We start from the raw sequence: 19,910 nt of genomic DNA, 5'->3' as shown, positions 1-19,910 counted from the left end.
CATTGAGCACAAGTCTCCATCGGAACCTCATCGACTCCAAACTTGAATTACCGCCACGAATCAGTGTGAAACACGAGCGGCGTTGGCCCAAGTCCTTGAGAGTTGGCTATGCAGCGGGAGCCTATGACTTGTTCCATATCGGTCACCTCAATATTCTTCGGCAGGCAAAACAACACTGCGATTACCTGATTGCGGGTGTGGTTTCGGATGCAATGTGCGAGCAGGTTAAGGGTATTAAACCGTTCATTCCTGAAGAGGAGCGACTGAGCATTGTCCAAAGCCTTCGGTTTGTTGACGAGGCAATTCTCGAAACTCTGCCAGACAAACTTGATACGTGGCGAGATCTAAGGTTCACCGTCTTTTTCAAAGGTGATGACTGGCGTGGCACCCCGAAGGGGCTAGATCTTGAACAACGTTTCCACGAGCACGGAGTCGACGTTGAGTATCTGCCGTATACCTTGCACACCTCCTCTACGAAGCTTCGTCTCGCGCTCGAAAATTTTGAAAGCATCGCCAAAGCGAACCGATGAAGCATCGAAAAATTTGGTGCGGGTGCTCGGCGGACCGTGGGTGGGTCACGGGTGAGCTGGATCGACTGCGCGATGGTTCACGTCTTCGAAAACTCAAGTCCATCTGATGATTCAGGCACCGAGGGCCCCAGCTGATGAGTTTTGGCGGTCGGTAAACACATTTTCACGTTGGGCTGACCGCTTCTTGGTCACGTGACGGTGTAAGGAGGCAAGAACCTAAACCCAGCGGCAAATTTGGTCTATGTGAAGGCCTCAACTCTTTGAAGCCGTGATAATCCGTCGCTCTCGTTGTCCGGCGGTGAGTGTGGTGACAGGAGATCACTCAATCGATTGGGACGTGCTCGCTGGTTCATAGACAGTAGCACTTCGAGCCTACGGAGTATAGACAACCGACCCGTCCGCACGCAACCTGTCATCCAAGTGAATTTCAAGTGAGCGAAAAATAGAATCCACGTAAATTGAGCCTTATTTTGAGTATCCTATTGCCCGTGCTCAGAAGCGGCTTCGTGCCTATGCTGGAAACCAACTGGGGTAGTGACGGTGCACGTGCAACGTTTTTCAAAGTTTGGGCACGTCACCTACGTGTTGGGGGGCCCGCTTTGCAGGAGAATAAGCAGCCAATGCTGCTAGCTGACCTATGGCGTCGTATCGCCTATCGGTGGAAGACGGTGTGCGTAGTATTCATTGTCACCGTTTTCGCATCGTTGGCGTTCGGTGTCATTAGTGGCACGAACTATTCCGCGAAAACGGTGCTAACCGTAAACCCCTTAACCACTAACCCGTTTTCTTCCGCAACAGCGAACCAGCAGATCAACATCACCACGGAACGAGCAATTCTTAGTTCAGGTGAAGTTGCTCGCCGAGCCGCCGAGAATCTTGGAGAAGACGTCAGTGCTTCTTCGCTTAGCGAGAATGCGAGCATTGAAGCACCCCAAGGTTCACAAGTTCTGACTGTGACCGTTGTTGACAGCGATCCGGAGCGTGCAGTGAACAAGGCCAACGCCTTGGCTGCCGCATATTTGGAGTTCCGGGCCGAAGGCGCATCCCAGGTAGCCAATACGTACATTGAAGCAATCGACAAGAGGATTGCCGCTATTGATCAATCTGAAACTGGCACTTCAGCGTCCAATTTGGTTCTGTCTGACCTCATTAACCAGCGAAATGACCTTGCTCTGGTTGCTGAAAACCCCGGAAGAATCATTGGGTTCGCGGATGCCACCGACACAAGAATGTACCCCGGCATGGACGTCTACCTGGTTGCGGGTGTCGCCGGCGGTCTCATACTTGGTGTTATCGCGGCCCTAGTGAGAGATCGTCTAAGTCGATCGACTGGAAACGCGGCTCGCCTCGCGGAGCGTACCGGGCGGAAAGTTTTCGAAGTGACTGATCCGGCGGACCTCGAAGGTGTGCGGTGGATCGTCCGAGCGCAGATGGGAGCTGAAACCCGACTCATCGGACCGAGTCGTGCAGTAGGGTTCCTTAGTCTTGGGCGGTTCCCCGAGTCGCAAATACGTAGAACCTTCGCTCAGGTTCTGAAATCGCAAGCCAGGCATTTCCATAGTCAATCGATAGCTGCCGTGCTGCCCGAAGAGCTTGATCGTGGCTGGCCCGAAAAATCAGAGTTGAGTTTGTGGTCGAGTCTGGATGCGGTGCTCACGGGGATACCGTCACACGTCGAGGCAACCAGGGTTGCAATGCTGTGCGATAGATTTCTGGATTCGATCGTACTTCTGATTGATCAGTCGACATCGTTGACGGCCGTATCCCGCTATTTGGAGATCTGCGATGGGATAGATGAGTCATCGGTGTTTTTGGTATTTATCAAACGTCGCAGCAAGAGAAACGAATATCCATCAAATTCGGAACCCTATGACGTTCCAATTCGAAGCAAAGTAAAAGTCGGCTAGAGCCGCATAGTCCGTTAGTGTTAGTTTTGCTGGAAGCGGTGACAAATGAAAATCCTACTCGTAACTTCACCAGGTGGGCACCTGGCCCAGCTCGTATCACTCAAGACGTGGTGGGGGCGTCATGAACACGAATGGGTGACTTTCAAACAGACCGAAGTTGTCTCAACGTTGGAAGGCGAGGAGATCACCTGGGCCTATTTCCCAACGTCTAGAAATATCCCCAATGCAGTCAAGAACTTTTGGCTCGCATGGCCCACCTTGCGAAGGATTCGTCCGGACTTAGTCATCTCAAATGGCGCCGGAGTCAGTGTACCGTTTTTTATCGTCTGCAAAATGATGAAGATTAGAACTGTGTACGTTGAATGTTTCGACAGGATCACACTGCCGACGCTCAGCGGAACAATTTGTTACCCGATAAGTGACCTATTTTGTGTGCAGTGGGACGAGCAAAAGAGGTTTTATCCCGATGCCGTGAATATTGGACATTTATTATGAAAACACTGGAAGAGACGCTCGGAGGCATCCGCCCGGAGATCGTGGTTTCGGTAGGTACCGATCTTCACTTGTTTGATCGGCTAATCGACTGGGTCGACGATTGGCTGGCTTGTCAAGACAACTGTCCAACGTGCCTGGTTCAATATGGGGCCAGCCATGAACCAAAACATGCCTTAGGGATAAGCAGGGTGTCTCGGTTGGAGTTGCTGGACCTGTATGCCGATGCCAAGGTGGTTATCGTGCAGGGTGGACCAGGTTCCATTCTCGACGCCCGCCAAGTGGGTGTATTGCCTATTGCAGTACCAAGGTGGCCGGAACGCAACGAAGTTGTTGACGGGCATCAAATTGCTTTTACTGAAACCATGGATGCGCATGGCGAAGCTGTGTTTGTGAATTCTGAGGACCAATTGAGGAATTCGCTCGAACTTGCGCTGGGGCATCCGGAACAATTTCATAAGAGTCCCAGAATTAGCCAGACTGAACTCGCATCCCGAGTCTTAGGTGATGAAATTGAGAGGCTGTTCAGCGAACCTAGAAAATCTCAAATAGCCAGGAGATCCTGGCGCCTCTTGAGAGCAAGAATGTCTGTATCTCACGAAGAACGAAAATCTCAACCCCAGGGCCAAGGGATCATTCAGGATGATGCGCACCGGATGATTTTTTGGGGGCCGCAGAATGAAGCTCAAAATCGGGCTTGGCCATGAAAAAACCGCATGTCGCTTCGATGTCGTTTCTGGCGATTTCGATGTTTTGCCTCGCTGGAGCCACTGGGTGTGTTTCGGAAGACCCACAGGCAGCGTCTTCTGAAACCTCCGCCACCGTGGCAAGTCAATCTCCCGCGGCCTCCAGCACTGAACCGGAAACGAAAGCAACAAAAACGAAAGACAGCCCTACGGAGGACGATACCCAGGAGCCAACCGCTAAATCCGAATCCAGTGCGAAGCAAAGTGAATCCACGCCGAATAAAACATCAAAGGCTTCCGCCGAAGACATAAAGACACCGAAAACGTGGCCGAAGGATTCCCGTGAAGGCGATGAGCAGGAGGCTTCCGTGACCGAGGGATTCATCGCGGAGACTGAAGGGCTGACCTCACCGAACTTTGACAAAAATGTGTTGAGCCCGGAAACGACACTTCCGGAGCCACCTGATTACAGCGAATTCGCCACCGGGGCCGCACTGGGAGAGCTCGAAGCTCAGTTCACGGAGTATGCGAACAACAACTGGAAGCAATCGGGCAAGGTTGTCGTGATCGGTGAATCGAAGGTGGAGGATCTAGTCATTGATGACGTACCTACCCACCGTGTTTATCTATGCCTCGACTCCAGCGATCTCCAGGTCTCGGAGCCTGACGGGTTTGTTGTCACGGCGAGGGTGGAACCAGGGACACGAACAGCATTAAATATTTACGATCTTCAGGAACGCGAAGGGCAACTTTTCGTAGTTGACCACATCTTTCCTGAAAATCCAGATTGTTGATCTTAGGTTTGGTCGAAATCATGAAACTTACTTTGAATTTCAGTTCAGGCGGGGCAAAAGGTTTGGCGCTTTGCGCGTTAGCTGCCGTTGGCCTTGTAGCTTCCACCATGAATGTCGTCAGCCCGCCAGCACAAGCTGACGGAGTACCGACATTCGATGGCTCCAGCCAGGGTAATGCAGCGGCTTCGTGCTGGGAAGTTAAGACTGTGAATCCCGCTGCTGCTTCGGGTATTTACTGGCTGCAAACGCCAGCGATGTCCGCACCCGAACAGTTTTTCTGTGATCAGGTAACTGACGGAGGTGGTTGGGTTCTGATTGGGCGTGGGCGGCAAGGCTGGAAAGAAACGTATGAGGGGCTCGGGACCACTGCTCAAGTCCGCAACGTTGTTACGGGTACGGGTGCCTTCGCGCCCAAACAGCTGGCGTCTACAACCATTGACCAGTTGCTTAACGGAAAGTCTGCCCAGACTTTGGCCGACGGCATTCGGCTGCGCCGAGCATTGGATACGGCAGGAAGTCAATGGCAGGAAGCCCGTTTTCAAACAAACAAGAGGGAACGCTGGACTTGGGCATTTTCTTCCGAAACACCGGTGACTACATATAAGTTCGGAAGTCTTGCTGGCAATGGTGGCGCGACCTCGACATTCGGTTCGGGGCAGGGGGTCAACCGAGTTGATACGCGTGAAACCCAAGCGCAGGGGTGGACCCAAGGATGGGCCTATGGATCAACTATCACCGGCACAAACTCTAGTGATAGTTTCCTCTGGTCCGCTACAACGGGGCTCGGTAGCGCGCGACCCTTCACACAGATGTATCTGCGGCCTAAATTGCTGCAAGCCGACGTTTCCTTTGCTGCGATTTCTGACAATGGAACATCAAAGTACGAACAACGATCGATGCAGCTGACCGGAGCGATGCCTACGGTGTGGGGAGTGAATGGCCTGGCCTCGGGCAGCGGCGAGTTGCGCACCGAAGCTCAGACATTTGCCCAGGTAGGACAATCCGTATTTGTGGGTGGCAACTTCCAGTATGTGCAAAAGAACTCCAGTGGCGGCAGCCGCGTGACGCAATCCTATGTAGCTGCCTTCGATGTAACTACGGGAGAATTTTTGCCGGGATTCAAACCCACTTTTAACGGTCAGGTCAAGGAACTGATTGCCCTGCCCAATGGTTTGCTGGTTGCCGGTGGAGAGTTTACCGTTGTCAACGGACAACCTGCGGTAGGAATCGTTGCGCTCAATCCAACAACCGGTGCTACTTCCACCGCGTGGAAAGTGGCGATGGAAAACCGGATTTCCGGTGGTTCCGTGTCGGTCAGGTCCTTGGGCGTGAGCGGAAATTGGCTTTACATTGGCGGTGCCTTTACTCATCTCACCGGCGGGACCAACACCAGTCCTGTTTATGCGAGGTCAGCTGCCAGGGTGTCTGTGATTGATGGAACCGCGGATCGAACGTGGAACCCGGCCTTCAACGGAACGGTGCTGGACGTCGCTCCGTCAAAAGATGGAAACCGGTTGTACGCCTCGGGCTATTTCACCACCTCTAATGGAACGCCTACGGATGCCGCGGCTGCGATTCGGACCACAGCCAATGCAGCAGTTGATCCGTGGAGTTGGACCCCCAGCGCGACGGCACACTTCCAATTTGGAATTGCTGATGAGGGTGGCCGGGTGTGGCTTGGCGGGTCAGAACACAGCCTGTTTAGTTTTAACCCTTCGACATTTCAACGGCTCTCGACCAACATCACCCGTGCGGGCGGCGACTTCCAGGATGTCACCGGACAAAACGGTCTGATCTATGCGGGCTGCCACTGTGGCAATTGGAATTACACCGACGGTACGGTCTGGCCGGGACCAGGGCCAAACTGGACGATTGCGGACAAGATCAACCTTGTGGGGATCTGGGACGCAACCACCGGGAATTACCTGCCGCAGTTCAACCCTGTGATCAAGGGACGTGGCGGATACGGTATCTGGGGCAACTTCGTTGACAGCCGCGGTGTCCTATGGAGCGGCGGAGACCTAGTGTCATCAGTCAGCACCACAGGTGCCGGACAATGGTCGGGCGGGTTTGCCCGCTTCGCCCTCAACGATTCGACGGCCCCCGGCACCCCCGGTGGGCTCAAGGTTGTCAGCAACGGAACCACCGATACCCTGACGTGGACTGCGTCCAGCGGATCGCCTTCCGGGTATCAGATCCTTCGGGGGGATCGCACCGTTGCCACCACAACCACCGGGCTGAGTGCCGCAGTGGATCACGTTGACGGAGGCCGCTACTTTGTCCGGGCCATTGATGCCTCGGGCAACCGTTCGGCATCCTCGAAGGTGGTTGTGGCGTCCACCGTGACGGTGCCAGCCGGAACGATTGATTTTATTGTCACCGGAGAGAACTGGAAGTATCGGTTCGAAAATAGTGCGCCGCCGACAGGCTGGACGGGGGTAAGTTTCGACGATACTGCCTGGGCCTCGGGAAAGGCTCCTTTGGGATGGGGTACCGCCGCGATTGAGACTACCCTCACCGCCGAAGGAACTAAACCGCTGTCGTATCATCTGCGAAAGTCTTTCACCGTCGATGACGCCAGCAAGGTTGCAAGCCTAGACCTTGCGACCCGCGCAGATGACGGACTTGTGGTGTACCTCAACGGGGTCGAGGTGACTCGGGCGAATATGGGTACCGGAACCATCACCTTCGGCTCCTACGCGACGGCTGCCCCCAGTACAGCAACGGCGACGGCGAATCCCTTGGAGGTCTCACTTCCGGCCACCGCGGTACGCACCGGAAACAATACGTTGAGTGTCGAGGTCCATTCGAATTACCGGAGCACTCCGAATTCATCATTTGATCTGAAACTGGTGGCCACCATGGGCAACTAGGCCACGCTGCATTCAACCACCGGCATCATCCTGATCCCAACGGCATTTCTACGTCAGGCAAGGGAGCATCCGCTTTATGGGTGAAGAGATGGTGTCGGCGGAAATGAGGTAGAAGATCAAAACAAGGACTGTTTGATCGATTGGATTCGTACATTTCGGGGGAACTGTGGGAACAAAAGATGCTGGGGTAGTGGTGGAAGGGCGCCCGTCCTTTACACAGGTTTTGAAGGAACTCGACCATGCTCAAAAGCCCGGCGACGGAGTTCCGGCCTACACTCGTTGGGTGAACCGACGGGCAGCAAGGGTGTTCGCCGCCGCCGCGGTGTCATCTGGTATCGGACCGAATACCGTGACGGTGCTCAGCGCCTGCTCGAGTTTTGTCGGGCTGGTATTGCTCGTGGTCCTTCCACAAAGCTGGGGCACGGGTGTACTGGTGGCTTCTCTCCTGGCCTTGGGCTACATCATGGATTCTGCCGACGGTCAGGTGGCCAGGACTACCGGGAAAGGCAGTCCGGCCGGTGAATGGTTGGATCATGTGGTTGATGCAGTTCGAACCCCGGCGCTGCACCTGGCGGTCTTCATCGGCTTTGAGCGTTGGTTCAATTTTGACCCCTGGCTGAGTTATCTTCCGCTGGTGTTTGCCCTGGTGGCGGTTGGACATTTTACGAGCCAAATTTTGGCCGAACAGTTGACCCGGCAGCGTGTTGCTCAACTGCCGGTTGCCTCTCCCGGGGTGTCCTCCGCCGAACCCCACCGGAAAGGAGCGCTCTGGTCGGTACTGATCATTCCTGCAGATACGGGAATCATGTGCTGGGTTTTTGTGCTGTGGGGGAGCCCAGTACTTTTTGCCGCAAGTTATGTGCTTCTTTTTCTGTTCTCGTTGATCTTTGCTGGAATATCGGCACGACGAAAGTTTGTGCACCTGGGGGTGCGGGTTAGATGACTTCGATTCGAGAAGAGGTGACACCGGCAACCGCGCCAGGCCACGTAAGCCCGAGCATCAGTGCGGTCATCACGACCTGTGGGCGGCCGGAGCTGTTGCGGAAGGCTGTGCGCTCAATCATCAATCAAACCTACGTCGGTGTGATTGAGATTGTGATTGTGTTCGACAAGATCCCGGTTGATGAACTGGAGGATGTGGAAACCCTTCCGAGGCGGAAGATCATTACGATCCCGAATTCTCGAACTCCAGGTTTGGCCGGTGGGCGTAACACCGGAATCCTTGCCGCGTCGGGGGAAATTATCGGGTTTTGCGACGATGATGATCATTGGCATCCAGAAAAAATCACTCAGCAGCTGAACACCTGGAACAACGTTCCAGAGGCGGTGGCCTTGGCCAGCGGTATCGATATCCGAACCGACGGAACGAACATCATTCGCAAACCGCCAGAAGAAGTGACGTTTGATGATTTTCTGCGATCCAGGGTCACTGCGATTCACCCATCCACCATGCTGTATCGACGTCATGACCTGACCGGGCGAATCGGGCTGGTTGATGAGCAACTCCCTGCCGGGTACGGTGAAGACTACGATCTACTGCTTCGAGCTACACGCTTCGGGAAGATCCACTCAAACCCAGAACCACTTGTTGGTGTTCTATGGGACCGGCCATCCTTTTTTGCGGGTCGATGGGAGAACATTGCCTCTGGGCTGACCTACCTGCTTCGCAAATTTCCGGAGTTTGAACGCAGCCCCAAGGGTGTCGCGAGGATTGCTGGCCAAGTGGCGTTTGCCCATGCAGCTCTTGGCGAGCGAATCCAAGCTCGACGGTGGGCTCGAAGTGCATTGCATCGAGACCCGACGCAATTGCGCGCCTATGCGGCGCTAATAGTCTCCACCGGTTGTGTTAACGCGGCGTGGTTAGTCAAGGCCATGCAAAAGGTCGGGCGTGGGTTATGACCGTGACACCGCACCGGCACCTAGCCTCCAAACATGACCTAGACAGTCTCAATGCAGAACTCCCGATTCGACACGTAGCAACGCGTGCGGGGGCCTTGCCTAGCTGGCCGATTTTCGCGCTCATCGTCGGATTCCCGGTGTGGTGGGCGCTGGGTGCCGTGCCAGTGATGTCTCCCGTGCTGGCCGTCGTCATGATCTTCTACTTGTTGAACGCCAAAAATCTTATGATGTTCCCCGGGATTGCCCCGTGGTTTATGTTTCTCCTCTGGGTTGGCGCCACCGTCATTGGTGTTCAAGGAGCTGGAGATCTTATCGGTTATGGAATGCGCGTCTCGGATCTGATCCTGGCCGGAGTGTGCATGGTGTATGTGAGCAATGCAGGTTTTTCGCTGTCGAAAAACCGTGTGGTGAATTATCTTGTGGTGATATGGCTCGCCATGGTTGTTCTGGGGTTCTTGGCACTGCTCATCCCTGACGTCAGATTAAAAACGCCAGTGGGAATGCTGCTCTCAGAGTCGATTACCTCGAACGAGCTCGTTCGCAATCTTGTGATGCCTCCCTTGGCTGAGGTCCAACAACCGTGGGGTGCCCCTGAGCCGTTCGTTCGACCAGCCGCCCCCTTCCCGTATGCGAATAGTTGGGGTGCGGCATTCGCGGTGCTGGTTCCGGTAGTGCTTTCGCGGATCGCGACGTTGACCAGCCGCAAGCGTTCGATTCTTCTTGGAATGGTCCTTGTTTTTTCCTTCATTCCAGCTGTGGCAACGAGTAATCGCGGCATGTTTGTGGGATTGATGGTTGCGCTGGCTTACGCACTCATGCGCCATGTTGGGCTGGGGCACTGGAAAGTTGCGGTCCTGACTGTTATCGGAACGACAACGATGACGCTAGTTCTTGTGGCGAGCGGGGCCGTGAGCGGAATTCTCGGACGGCAAGAGTTCAGCGATTCAACAGGTGGCCGTATGGCGCTGTATCTGAAAACCTGGGAGCAAAGCCTTCAAGCGCCGTTGCTGGGCCATGGAAGTCCGCGAATTGATCCCACCATTGGAGTGTCGCTCGGGTCTCAGGGATTCCTTTGGACACTGATGTTTTGTTATGGGTTTGTTGGCCTGTTCCTGTTTTTGTATTTTTTTGTTGGTGCAGTGATCCGCACACGGCGGGTCAGCACGATGCCCGATGTGTGGCTTCATGCTGCACTGATCAGTGGAATATCGCTTATCCCTTTTTATGGACTGTCGGTGCTTCAGCTGTCGGTCTTGTCCATAGTTTTTGCCTTGTTGTTGAGGCAAAGGTACGTGGGAACCAATGACTGATCCCTCGACGGCGATGGATCACGAGACGAAACGCCAATCAACAGCGACCACCACAGTATTGACCTTTTTGGGTGTGTTCAGTGGTGCTTTGTTGGCATTTGGCATCACCATCTATCTAGGACATCAGGTCGGAGAAGACGGAACCGGTCAGTTCTTTCAGATTGTGGCCTTTTTCTCCATCGCGATAACCCTGGCCACCTTCGGCGCTGACACCGGGCTGGTAAGGAACCTTGCCGCCCAAAAGGCGGTCGGCGCAACAAAGTACCTGGGCAGCACACTGACCGTGGCCGGAGTTCCGGCTGTTGTCTTGGCGCTGTTGTTGGGTATTGCGTTGTGGATGAGCGCGGAATCGTTGGAAACGCGGCTAGGAGTCGCCGGATTGGCTGGAACAATCAGGGTTATGGCGCCGCTGCTTGTTCCGGCAACGATAATGAACCTTGCCTTTGGAGCTTTGCGTGGACTGGGGCGGGTAGCAACCTTCAGCGCGTTACAGAATATTCTGCTTCCGGCGCTTCGCTTCTCAGCCGTTGTGGTGGCTGTCGCTGTGGGTGGAACCATGATCCAGCTCGCGGCCGCGTGGAGTTTTCCAACAGCGCTCGCCGCCCTCCTGGCCTGTGTGGTGACGTGGCAGACGCTGCGGCGGATTCGGCATGGAAAGGATGAATTCACGGCTGATTCCGACGGATTACCCTCGGCTAAGGTCTCATTCAGGGGATTTTGGGGGTTCTCATCCGCCCGCGGAGCCAGTGCACTGGTTGAGACAATGCTGGAGTGGATTGATGTTATCGCCGTGGCCGTGTTTCTGGGCCCTGCCGCAGCGGGAATCTACGGTGCCGTCAACCGTTGCGTCCGGTTGGGTGTCATGCTGGAACACACCGCGCGCCTGGTGACTGGCCCCATGCTCAGTGCCTGCCTGGCCGTTGGAAATAGGCAAGGTGCAAAACAACTGTTTGGTGACACCGCAAAGTTGCTGGTCTTCTGTGCCTGGCCCTTTTACCTGACGCTGGCCATCTTTGCTCCAGCAGTCCTGTCGCTCTTTGGCCCGGGTTTTGCTGCCGGGGCGCTGCCTTTGGCAATTATTAGCCTGGTGATGATGCTTGTCGTCTCGGCCGGAGGAGTTCAGAGTTTGCTCCTCATGGCAGGTAAGAGCCGCTGGCAACTCGGCAACAAAACATGTGCCCTCTTGGCGGCCCTCGTATTGAACTTGTGGCTTGTTCCTGCGTGGGGTCTTCTAGGAGCCGTCACGGCATGGTCCGTTGCCGTGCTAGTTGACTGCCTTTTGGCGACTATCCAAGTTTCGCGGGCGATGGGATTCGGTGCACCGCTGCGTCAGATGCTTCCGCTGGCGGCAACATCCCTGCTCCTATTCGGCGTAGCAGGAATCGTTTGGCGTGTAGTATTTGGACCCAGCTTGTTGGCACTTGGATTGCAGCTTGCCACGGCAGTTCCTTTGTATTTGTTTTTGTCCCTCAAATTTCGCCGCCGGCTTGGACTGGAGAAAGTAGTCGACGGGATTCGAGCGTCTCGGATTATTGCCAAGTTGCACCCGGCTGAAAACTAGCGGCGGTGTTCCTCTAGAGCCAGCCATGAAGACGTGCCGCTGGTGTCATAACTTGTTTTCCTGGGATTCCTTCGCAGCTGCAGAGCACAGATTGGTGTTGAGTCAGATACTGGAAGACCCGAGAGGGAAAACCGCGCACTTGGACCATGAGCATTTGATTTGCGGGAACAATGACGCATCGCTCGGCTGGAGTAGACCAGCCGAGCGATGCGGACGAATAACCCTGGGCTATCGAACCAAGGATGAACTTAGCGGTGAAGTCCACCCCGGATCCGAAGAGAAGCGTGCTTTTGCTTCAGATTGGCAGAGCTAGCCTTTGTACGACCATGCGCGGACATAGTCGATCTTGAAGTCTGCGGTGTCCTTGGTGGTCGAATCAGGCATTCCCCAGTACGGTGAGCCGTACTGCATGTTCAGGCGAACATGGAACTTGGCAGCCGTTTCGAAAGCCTTCTCATAGGCAGCGTTTCCAGCTCGCTTCACGGTCTTGTAGGCCTTGCCGTCGAATAGCCATGTCATGCCGTCTGGAGTCCATTCGAAGGTCCAGGTGTGGTATCCACCGGAAAGATCGGTCACAGGGATCCAGGAGTTAGTTTTGCTCTTACCCGTCTGGTCGTAGTGAAGGGTTCCTTCGCTACGGTTGAACGGATCGAACGAAGTATTAGCTGTATGTGGAGTTCCGTACGCCTCCATGATGTCAATTTCACCGCCGGTGGCGGCGCCGTCTGGACGGAGCCAGAACGCTGGCCAGACACCCTTGGCATTTCCCTTGGTCAGCGGCAGCTGTGCACGCATTTCCCAACGACCGTACTTTTGGGAGAACTTCCCAATGCTGTCGAGGTAGCCGGTGGAGAATTCGCGGGTGCCGCTCTTAACCACGGGCTTGTCCATGCGCTTACCCTGGATCGTCAAGATGCCATTTTTGGTGGTTGCGTTTTCTTTTTTGATGATGGCGCGGTCGTAGGACAGAACACCGTGGGTTGAGTCGTCACGAACCGTCCACTTCGACAAAGATCCGGAAAACTCGTCTTGCCATACCGGATTACCCCAGCCAGCAACATAGCCGTTTGTGGTTGATGGCGGAGTAGTAGGAGTGGTTGGTGTTGTCGGCACGGTCGGGGTCACAGGAGTAGCTGTGGAACCGGTGGCCAGCTTCATAGGCGAGATGACAAGGTCGTCATATGACAACGTCGACACTGGACTGTTGCTACCGCGGTACGCGCTGACATCAACGGTGCCGACACCGGTAATTGCGTCGCTGGAAGAATCGGTAGCAGAAATGTTCCAAGCCGTAGGCTCTGTGCTTCCAACGAGCCATGCTTTGGCGCGCACGCTAACAGCTGGTTTCCCGGTAACTTCAAGTTTGAGATTGACTTGCTTGTTGGCCGCAACTTTGAAGCCGAGTTTCACGGGGGTGGCTAGCGACTTCATTCCACTGCTGGTCCACCGGTTCAGCTCTAGGTAAGTAACACCCTGAGGGGATACTCGCAGGGTGGTGCGGTAGTCGCCGGCCGTTGACTTACGTGCATGGAGAGATGAGTAGATCCCTGCACCGGTAGTCGCAAGGGCATTGGTTGAAACCTTGTAGTTTGCGACGACATCCTGAAGATTGTAACTGGCGCTCACAGCTTTGGTCTGGCCGGAAGCTGGCAATGCAATCTGCGCCTTGGAGCCATTGACGGAAAACTCGCTGCCCTTGCTGCTGAAGGACACCGAAGACGAGTATTTGCCCCACCCGGAAGCCTGTGTACGAGACATCGAGTCCGAGACAATGGCTGTACCAACTGTGTATTTCGATGCGGCGTCGGCTGGAGCGGAGTTTCCAAGCACCGGCGATACGATCGCTATTGCCGTGGCGAGCGCTGCGGTTGCGACGACTGCTTTCACAATTCGTTTCGTGTTGGGTCGATGTTGCGAGCTGGGGGTCTCGAAATCGATATTCGTCAAGGGGAGGCCTCAAATCATAGGTCTGTAAAGCGAGCAAGCACCGGGGGATATCGGCGTCAAGCACAAATTGATGGGGGGAGTGCAAATCTGGGGGAGGCACTCCGCATCGGACGAGAAATATGGTTGCACGCATCCAATATTGTTAGCAAATCGTTATAAAGGTGGTTGCTCTTGCGGTTTGGGGCCAAAAAACTGCGTCAACGAGCGACTCTTGAGGCATGACTGAGGGCCTTGCGGAGCAGTTCGAATGGAATGTTGACCAGTGGCATTCGCCGATGATGCTAATCTTCCGCCGTAACGTATGAAATCACTTTGGATACCTTGTGATTCTCACCAGAATGGTAATCCGAGCGTAAGTTAAATCACGAACTGTTGACATGGCGATGGGGCTATGGGGTCCGTTGGTCAAGTTTGGCCAGCAGCGGTGCCGACTAGGCATGACTGTGGGAAGACTTCCTGGCGGTGAGTATTCGGGGCAAATTTTGTGCGTTGAGTGATTATGCAAGTCGATGTTGGGCAGGCCAATGCTTGCCAAAATGTCTCATAACAGTAGGCGCACCAATGAATGCTGCACGATTGCCGTCCAGTCGCGTTATGTGGATTGTGTTGTCCGCTGGAGATGATTGGCCCAAGCCTGTGGCCCACTCGGGCGCATATGTGCCCGAGGGCAAGGCAAGTTAAGTCCACGGTTTGATATCAGGGCTGTCGTTGTCGTAAGGGTGGAGCAGACGGCCGCCACGCGGGCTCGGTGCAGATATCTTTCAGGGTGGATGCTTGCGTGCGTGCATACCTGATGAGAACTTGCGTGGATCACCAACGGAGGGTGGGGCAACGCGAGTGTGTAATCCGGCTTCCCAGCGACATTGTTGATCGATGGTTTGTGACGAGCAGAAAAGAACTTGCCGCTATCGACCTGGTATCAGGAAACCTATTTTTGAAACCGTCTTCAGCGCGAAGAATGATGGAAGTAGAAAGTTCGTTGCCAAGCTCAGAGGGATGATCTGCAATATAATTCGTGACGTATCGGGGGAGTAATAAGTCCGTGCAGCCATGTACATTACGGGCGTACACCTAGCCATTCTAGGGGTTCGTGAAAATTTTCACAAAGTTCACAATTTGCTTCGTAACATGCGGGAATTCAAGGCAAAACGCCTCATGCGAGGGGTTAGTCTGATTAACGGAGCTCTTTCAGGAAGCGCTCCATGCAAGCCACCAGCCCAATGAAATCGCAAAGGTGTCACTCCCGTGTCTGACAACAAACCAATCGTACTTCTGGCCGAACAGCTCTCGCCCGCTACCGTCGCGGCACTCGGTCCCGACTTTGAAATTCGTCAGACCGACGGAGCAGACCGCTCTCAGCTGCTCGAAGCCATTGCTGACGTTGATGCAATCCTCGTTCGTTCCGCCACCCAGGTTGATGCAGAGGCCATTGCCGCAGCCAAAAACCTGAAGGTCATTGCCCGTGCCGGCGTAGGCTTGGACAACGTTGACATCAAGTCCGCCACCCAGGCTGGCGTCATGGTGGTCAACGCACCCACCTCGAACATCATCTCAGCTGCAGAACTGACCGTGGGACACATTGTCTCCTTGGCTCGTCGCATCCCCGCAGCCAATGCTTCGCTGAAGGGTGGCGCCTGGAAGCGTAGCTCCTATACCGGTGTTGAGCTTTTTGAGAAGAAGGCCGGCATCATTGGTCTGGGTCGTATCGGTGCCTTGGTTGCAGCACGTCTCCAGGGCTTCGGCATGGACATCATTGCATTTGATCCATACGTCACGCCAGCACGTGCCTCCCAGCTTGGTGTCACTTTGGTGACCCTTGACGAACTGTTGGCGCAGGCTGATTTCATCACCATCCATATGCCGAAGACCCCTGAGACTCTTGGGATGCTTGGCAAAGACGCTTTTGCCAAGATGAAGAACACGGCTTACGTAGTCAACGTAGCTCGTGGTGGTCTGGTTGATGAAGCGGCACTGTATGAAGCCTTAAAGAATGACGAGATCGCCGGTGCCGGTATTGACGTCTTTGTCAGTGAGCCGAGCACCGACCTTCCGTTCTTTGAATTCGACAACGTCACCGTCACCCCGCACCTGGGCGCTTCCACCGATGAAGCACAGGAAAAGGCCGGCGTATCGGTCGCGAAGTCTGTGCGCCTGGCGCTGGCTGGCGAACTTGTTCCGGATGCCGTAAATGTTGCCGGCGGTGTCATCGACGAGAACGTCCGCCCAGGTATCCCGTTGATCGAAAAGCTTGGTCGGATCTTCAACGCACTGACTTCAGGGTCGCTCACCAGCATCGACGTTGTTGTGGCTGGCGAAATCGCAGAACTGGACGTCAAAGCATTGGAGCTGTCGGCACTCAAGGGTGTTTTCATGGACGTCGTTTCGGACCAGGTCTCCTACGTGAACGCGCCGGTTCTTGCAGAGCAGCGTGGTGTAGCAACTCGACTGATCAAGACCAGCGACTCGCCTGAGTACCGTAACCAGCTCACCATCAAGGGTGCAAGCAACGAAGGTGCACAGTTGGCCGTAGCCGGTACCCTGACCGGGCCGAAGCAGATTGAAAAGCTCGTCGGTATCAACGGACACGAGATCGAGATCCCGATTTCCGACCACATGATCATTGTTCGCTACTCAGACCGTCCAGGCGTAGTTGGTGCCTTGGGTAACGTTTTGGGAGAGCAGGGCGTCAACATCGCCGGTATGCAGGTATCGCGAGATGAGAAGAGCGCTGAGGCTCTGGCAGTAATCAGCATCGATTCAGCTTTGCCACAGGGGGTACTGGACGTTGTCGGCACCGCGATTGGTGCGAGCGTTGCCCGAGAGATCAATTTAGAAGACTAGAGTCAGTTGTGTGCGATTCGGCATCAAGATGAGCGTAACTGATGCCGAAGCGCTTCACGCATAAACCGCAAATTATCCGGCTTTCGCTAGGACGAGTACGAGGAAGACTTCATGATTTTCACGTCAAGCACGTATTGACTTCGTTTCAACAGAAGGACAGTCAATTTCTGGTTCGCTTGATACGTCATGCAAGAGGTGAGGCGGGTGCCTCCTGCACTGTCAGTCATCGGGTATGATGAGACGCGAAATATTACAACGTAAGCACTATTACCATCTTCATCGTGCCCGCATTCGTTCGCTTGTTGGGCGTTGATCGTAGGTGCGGCCGCGATGCGAGATCTTGATACCACGACATCGAAGCCGCACCACTTTTCCTGATACTGGATAGTGCAGCTCAAGAATACCAATAGGAATCAGATGTTCTCTTCCATAGTCACATTGTCACCGCTAACGCTGGAGCCAGGAAACAGTGTTTTTAGAAAACCTCCGCGGCCAATCAATCAACAGCAACCCGACTACTTGGAGAAGTTTGATTCCCAGACAATCTTCTACGATGCATTTCACGACGGAGAAAATATTCGCTTCTCCGGTCCACCTCTTTTAAATTTGGCCGAGTACGTGGGTCCAGAGAATTTTCAGTCGGGACATCGCCCTCCTATTGAAGGAAAATTCTGCGATTTGGACAGGACCCAGTCATCATGGATTCGCTTTGACCACCGAACAAACGACGTATTATTCACTGGGCTTGGGATTCAGCATAAACTCTCAATTGGTGAATCATTCTTGGACGTCATGACATCACGGAATGTACTTGTAACCAAGTCAAAAAATAATGATTTGGAATGGATTCGCGACTGGATCAAGTTTCATGTGGAAGTTCAGGAAATTAACGCTGTCCTTTTGTATGATAACAGCTCAAGCGACTATGACAGTTTAGCTTTGATGGATATGATGCGTAAGATAGAGGGTCTAGAAGTTGGTGTTGTCGTCGAATGGCCCTTTAAATTCGGACCTCAAGGGGGAAATTGGGAAGGAATGAATAATGCACCTTGGGATTCCGACTTCACTGAATATAGTATTCTTGAACACGCCCGCCATCGATTCTTGAAAAAAGCGAACCTCGTTATTTCTGCAGATATCGATGAGTTGGTCATGTCTAATGGTGGCCAGTCGGTTCTTCATATTATTGACGAATTACAAACCGGCGGTATTGCATACAGCGGTCGATGGATCAACAATGTTCTTATCGATGAAAATCTGAACTCCTCGGGGACAACGTCTTTTGGTAGTTTTGGCTACTTTGATCCGCGCGAAGCGCCGACGACGCAGAAATGGTCCATTTTGCCTCGGTTAACAACAACAGCGAGCCAGTGGAAGACTCATAGCCTGGCTGGATACAAACTAACAAAGACTGATCTAGTGACTCATCGTCATTTCCGAGGGATTAGTAATAATTGGAAAACGGCCAGATCCAAACCGCAACAGCTGGATACTTCCCATCACATTTTTGATCACGTGCTTTCTAAGAATCTAGTCGAATCGGGCATTAGAGTCTCTAATGATCCAGCTGAAGATGCGTCGTCTGGAAATTTTCTTCGCAAACCGATCCTCACTTATCTCGCTGATGGCCTAAATGGAATGCGATTTGATTTTCAATGTGGTAAAGCCTTTGTTACCAGTGACAACTGCATCGAATTTCAGACGATTATTAACGGGCGAACCATTAGTATTACCATCGACCTCATTGACGATAAAGTTGTCGCGTACATTCGATTGAGCGATTCCAACAGCCAGTGGATCAGAGCACTCTTTGCCAATAGGTCGCTGTCGCTTGCCTCCGATAGAGTAATGCTCTTGACCTTGGAATCAGACGTCTCGCCTAAGGTATTCGCTGAATCGATTTTTGATCAGGTTCGCTGGATCTCACAACGTAATTACGAGCTTTTGTACCCGCAGGAACTGCGTCGCGAAGAGTCTTCGACTGCTGTGCCCACCTATTGGTGGAACGGAAGGACGAACTTTGGCGATCTGATTGGTCCTATGCTAGTCGGCTCGATTACGGGACGTCCAGTAAAGAACATGAAGGACAGTGACATGCAAGGTAGCACGTTGGTCACTGTGGGGTCTGTTCTAAACTTGATGGAACGCGAACGGATAGATATCTGGGGCACAGGTCTGATTGCACCGTTGCATTCAAAGAGTATCGCGAATTTGTCTAGGGTGAATCCTAGGCAAATTCATGCTGTGCGGGGTTGGCGTACATACAAAGAGCTAACACAAAAGATGGGCTGGGTAGTACCGAGAGTATTTGGAGATCCGGCTCTACTGTTGCCGCGTTTCTATCGTCCAAGTGCCGATAAAGCTAGTGACACGACGGTTATTCCTCATTACATGCACGCGAAATACTTCACCGATATGTCTCAGGATCTTCATGTTGTCAACGTAGAATCTACTGCCGAGGAAGTAATCTCAGTAATCGCTAATTCGAGAAACGTTGTATCGACTTCATTGCACGGTATAATTGTCGCTCAAGCGTATGGAATTCCGTGGACTTGGTTGCGAATTGAAGATCAAGTTCTTGCCGGAGATCAGTTTAAGTTTGAAGATTTCTTTTCGGTAATTGATCGAGATAGTGTGAGTAGCTTCAGCATAAAGTCATCTCAGATCAACGCTGGTGCGATAAGAAGTGTTTCCAAGTCCTCTCGTGTCCCTTCAAATAAGTTCAACTTTAATGCACTACTAGACGCCTTCCCTTCGAACTTTGAAATTTGAAAATCATAATTATAGGTTATTTGAATTTATTGCTACGAAATGCTGATCCGTTAGGTCCGTTGAATATTGATTCGAATCCGGCACTCCAGAATATTTCTCCTATGTAAAAATAACCTAAATCATAGTTTAACCTAGTAAATCCGTCAGCCTTCGAAGCTAACCGGAGGCTGCGGATTTCATAACACGTCTGATCGCGCTTGTTGAAATCGCTTTTCTGAGTGCTCGGCGCGGAATCTCTTCACTTCGCAGTCACCGAATCATATCTTTTTGTGGGCCCGGGATGTCGCATTCTCAGCTA

The 19,910-nt window shown here is 53.3% G+C and carries 14 protein-coding genes and 1 pseudogene; 13 read left to right on the top strand and 2 right to left on the bottom strand.

From position 1 onward, the window contains the following. Window positions 1–95: 95 nt before the first annotated feature. The 8 genes and pseudogenes from ACIOWL_RS01035 to ACIOWL_RS01000 all read left to right on the top strand — a co-directional run bounded on the left by ACIOWL_RS01035 (window position 96) and on the right by ACIOWL_RS01000 (window position 8,225). Window positions 96–530: an adenylyltransferase/cytidyltransferase family protein gene (locus ACIOWL_RS01035; protein ID WP_400381525.1), complete on the top strand. Its 435-nt coding sequence runs from the start codon at window positions 96–98 to the stop codon at window positions 528–530. Between the two features lie 458 nt (window positions 531–988). Beyond that, on the top strand, window positions 989–2,437 hold the full coding sequence (locus tag ACIOWL_RS01030; RefSeq protein WP_400380554.1) for a YveK family protein: 1,449 nt from the start codon (window positions 989–991) through the stop codon (window positions 2,435–2,437). A 45-nt stretch (window positions 2,438–2,482) separates the two neighbouring features. Then, window positions 2,483–2,932 carry a PssD/Cps14F family polysaccharide biosynthesis glycosyltransferase gene (gene pssD / locus ACIOWL_RS01025; RefSeq protein ID WP_400380552.1) on the top strand — a complete coding sequence of 150 codons (450 nt, stop codon included), beginning with the start codon at window positions 2,483–2,485 and terminating at the stop codon, window positions 2,930–2,932. After that, a complete protein-coding gene (locus tag ACIOWL_RS01020) occupies window positions 2,929–3,636 on the top strand; it encodes a hypothetical protein (RefSeq protein ID WP_400380550.1) in 708 nt (235 codons plus the stop codon). Before pssD ends, ACIOWL_RS01020 begins: the two co-directional genes overlap by 4 nt. Further along, a complete protein-coding gene (locus tag ACIOWL_RS01015) occupies window positions 3,633–4,409 on the top strand; it encodes a hypothetical protein (protein ID WP_400380548.1) in 777 nt (258 codons plus the stop codon). The genes ACIOWL_RS01020 and ACIOWL_RS01015 overlap by 4 nt, the downstream gene beginning before the upstream one ends. 20 nt (window positions 4,410–4,429) lie before the next feature. Beyond that, window positions 4,430–4,666: pseudogene (locus ACIOWL_RS01010) on the top strand (hypothetical protein); the annotation flags it as partial. 639 nt (window positions 4,667–5,305) lie between these two features. Next, window positions 5,306–7,282 (top strand): hypothetical protein, encoded by a 1,977-nt coding sequence (locus tag ACIOWL_RS01005; RefSeq protein WP_400381543.1) that lies wholly within the window; start codon window positions 5,306–5,308, stop codon window positions 7,280–7,282. Between the two features lie 283 nt (window positions 7,283–7,565). Continuing rightward, window positions 7,566–8,225 carry a CDP-alcohol phosphatidyltransferase family protein gene (locus tag ACIOWL_RS01000; RefSeq protein ID WP_400380545.1) on the top strand — a complete coding sequence of 220 codons (660 nt, stop codon included), beginning with the start codon at window positions 7,566–7,568 and terminating at the stop codon, window positions 8,223–8,225. Here the strand turns inward: ACIOWL_RS01000 and ACIOWL_RS00995 are convergent. After that, the gene (locus tag ACIOWL_RS00995) at window positions 8,218–8,346 is read right to left on the bottom strand and encodes a hypothetical protein (RefSeq protein ID WP_400381541.1); all 129 of its coding nucleotides are present in this window, start codon (window positions 8,344–8,346) and stop codon (window positions 8,218–8,220) included. The genes ACIOWL_RS01000 and ACIOWL_RS00995 overlap by 8 nt on opposite strands. On the opposite strand from ACIOWL_RS00995, the gene ACIOWL_RS00990 reads away from it, so the two are divergent. From ACIOWL_RS00990 to ACIOWL_RS00980, 3 genes are read left to right on the top strand one after another with little or no spacing between them, the layout of a single operon-like run. Beyond that, window positions 8,294–9,181: a glycosyltransferase family 2 protein gene (locus tag ACIOWL_RS00990; protein ID WP_400381522.1), complete on the top strand. Its 888-nt coding sequence runs from the start codon at window positions 8,294–8,296 to the stop codon at window positions 9,179–9,181. The genes ACIOWL_RS00995 and ACIOWL_RS00990 overlap by 53 nt on opposite strands. Further along, entirely contained in the window at window positions 9,178–10,491 is a 1,314-nt protein-coding gene (locus ACIOWL_RS00985) for an O-antigen ligase family protein (RefSeq protein ID WP_400380542.1), read from the top strand. Before ACIOWL_RS00990 ends, ACIOWL_RS00985 begins: the two co-directional genes overlap by 4 nt. Further along, window positions 10,484–12,052 (top strand): lipopolysaccharide biosynthesis protein, encoded by a 1,569-nt coding sequence (locus ACIOWL_RS00980; RefSeq protein WP_400380539.1) that lies wholly within the window; start codon window positions 10,484–10,486, stop codon window positions 12,050–12,052. Before ACIOWL_RS00985 ends, ACIOWL_RS00980 begins: the two co-directional genes overlap by 8 nt. Before the next feature lie 309 nt (window positions 12,053–12,361). Here the strand turns inward: ACIOWL_RS00980 and ACIOWL_RS00975 are convergent, their stop codons facing one another. Further along, on the bottom strand, window positions 12,362–13,810 hold the full coding sequence (locus ACIOWL_RS00975) for a family 16 glycosylhydrolase (RefSeq protein ID WP_400380536.1): 1,449 nt from the start codon (window positions 13,808–13,810) through the stop codon (window positions 12,362–12,364). A gap of 1,434 nt (window positions 13,811–15,244) precedes the next feature. Here ACIOWL_RS00975 and serA point away from each other — a divergent pair. After that, complete coding sequence (gene serA / locus ACIOWL_RS00970) at window positions 15,245–16,840, top strand: phosphoglycerate dehydrogenase (protein WP_400380533.1); 1,596 nt, start codon at window positions 15,245–15,247, stop codon at window positions 16,838–16,840. Window positions 16,841–17,257: 417 nt separating this feature from the next. Further along, on the top strand, window positions 17,258–19,612 hold the full coding sequence (locus ACIOWL_RS00965) for a polysaccharide pyruvyl transferase family protein (RefSeq protein WP_400380530.1): 2,355 nt from the start codon (window positions 17,258–17,260) through the stop codon (window positions 19,610–19,612). Window positions 19,613–19,910: the final 298 nt, after the last annotated feature.

This window comes from Glutamicibacter sp. NPDC087344 (assembly GCF_044744225.1).
Classification (GTDB): domain Bacteria; phylum Actinomycetota; class Actinomycetes; order Actinomycetales; family Micrococcaceae; genus Glutamicibacter.
Note: the sequence above shows the minus strand (reverse complement) of the source record. Positions and strands in the feature narration are given on the sequence as shown.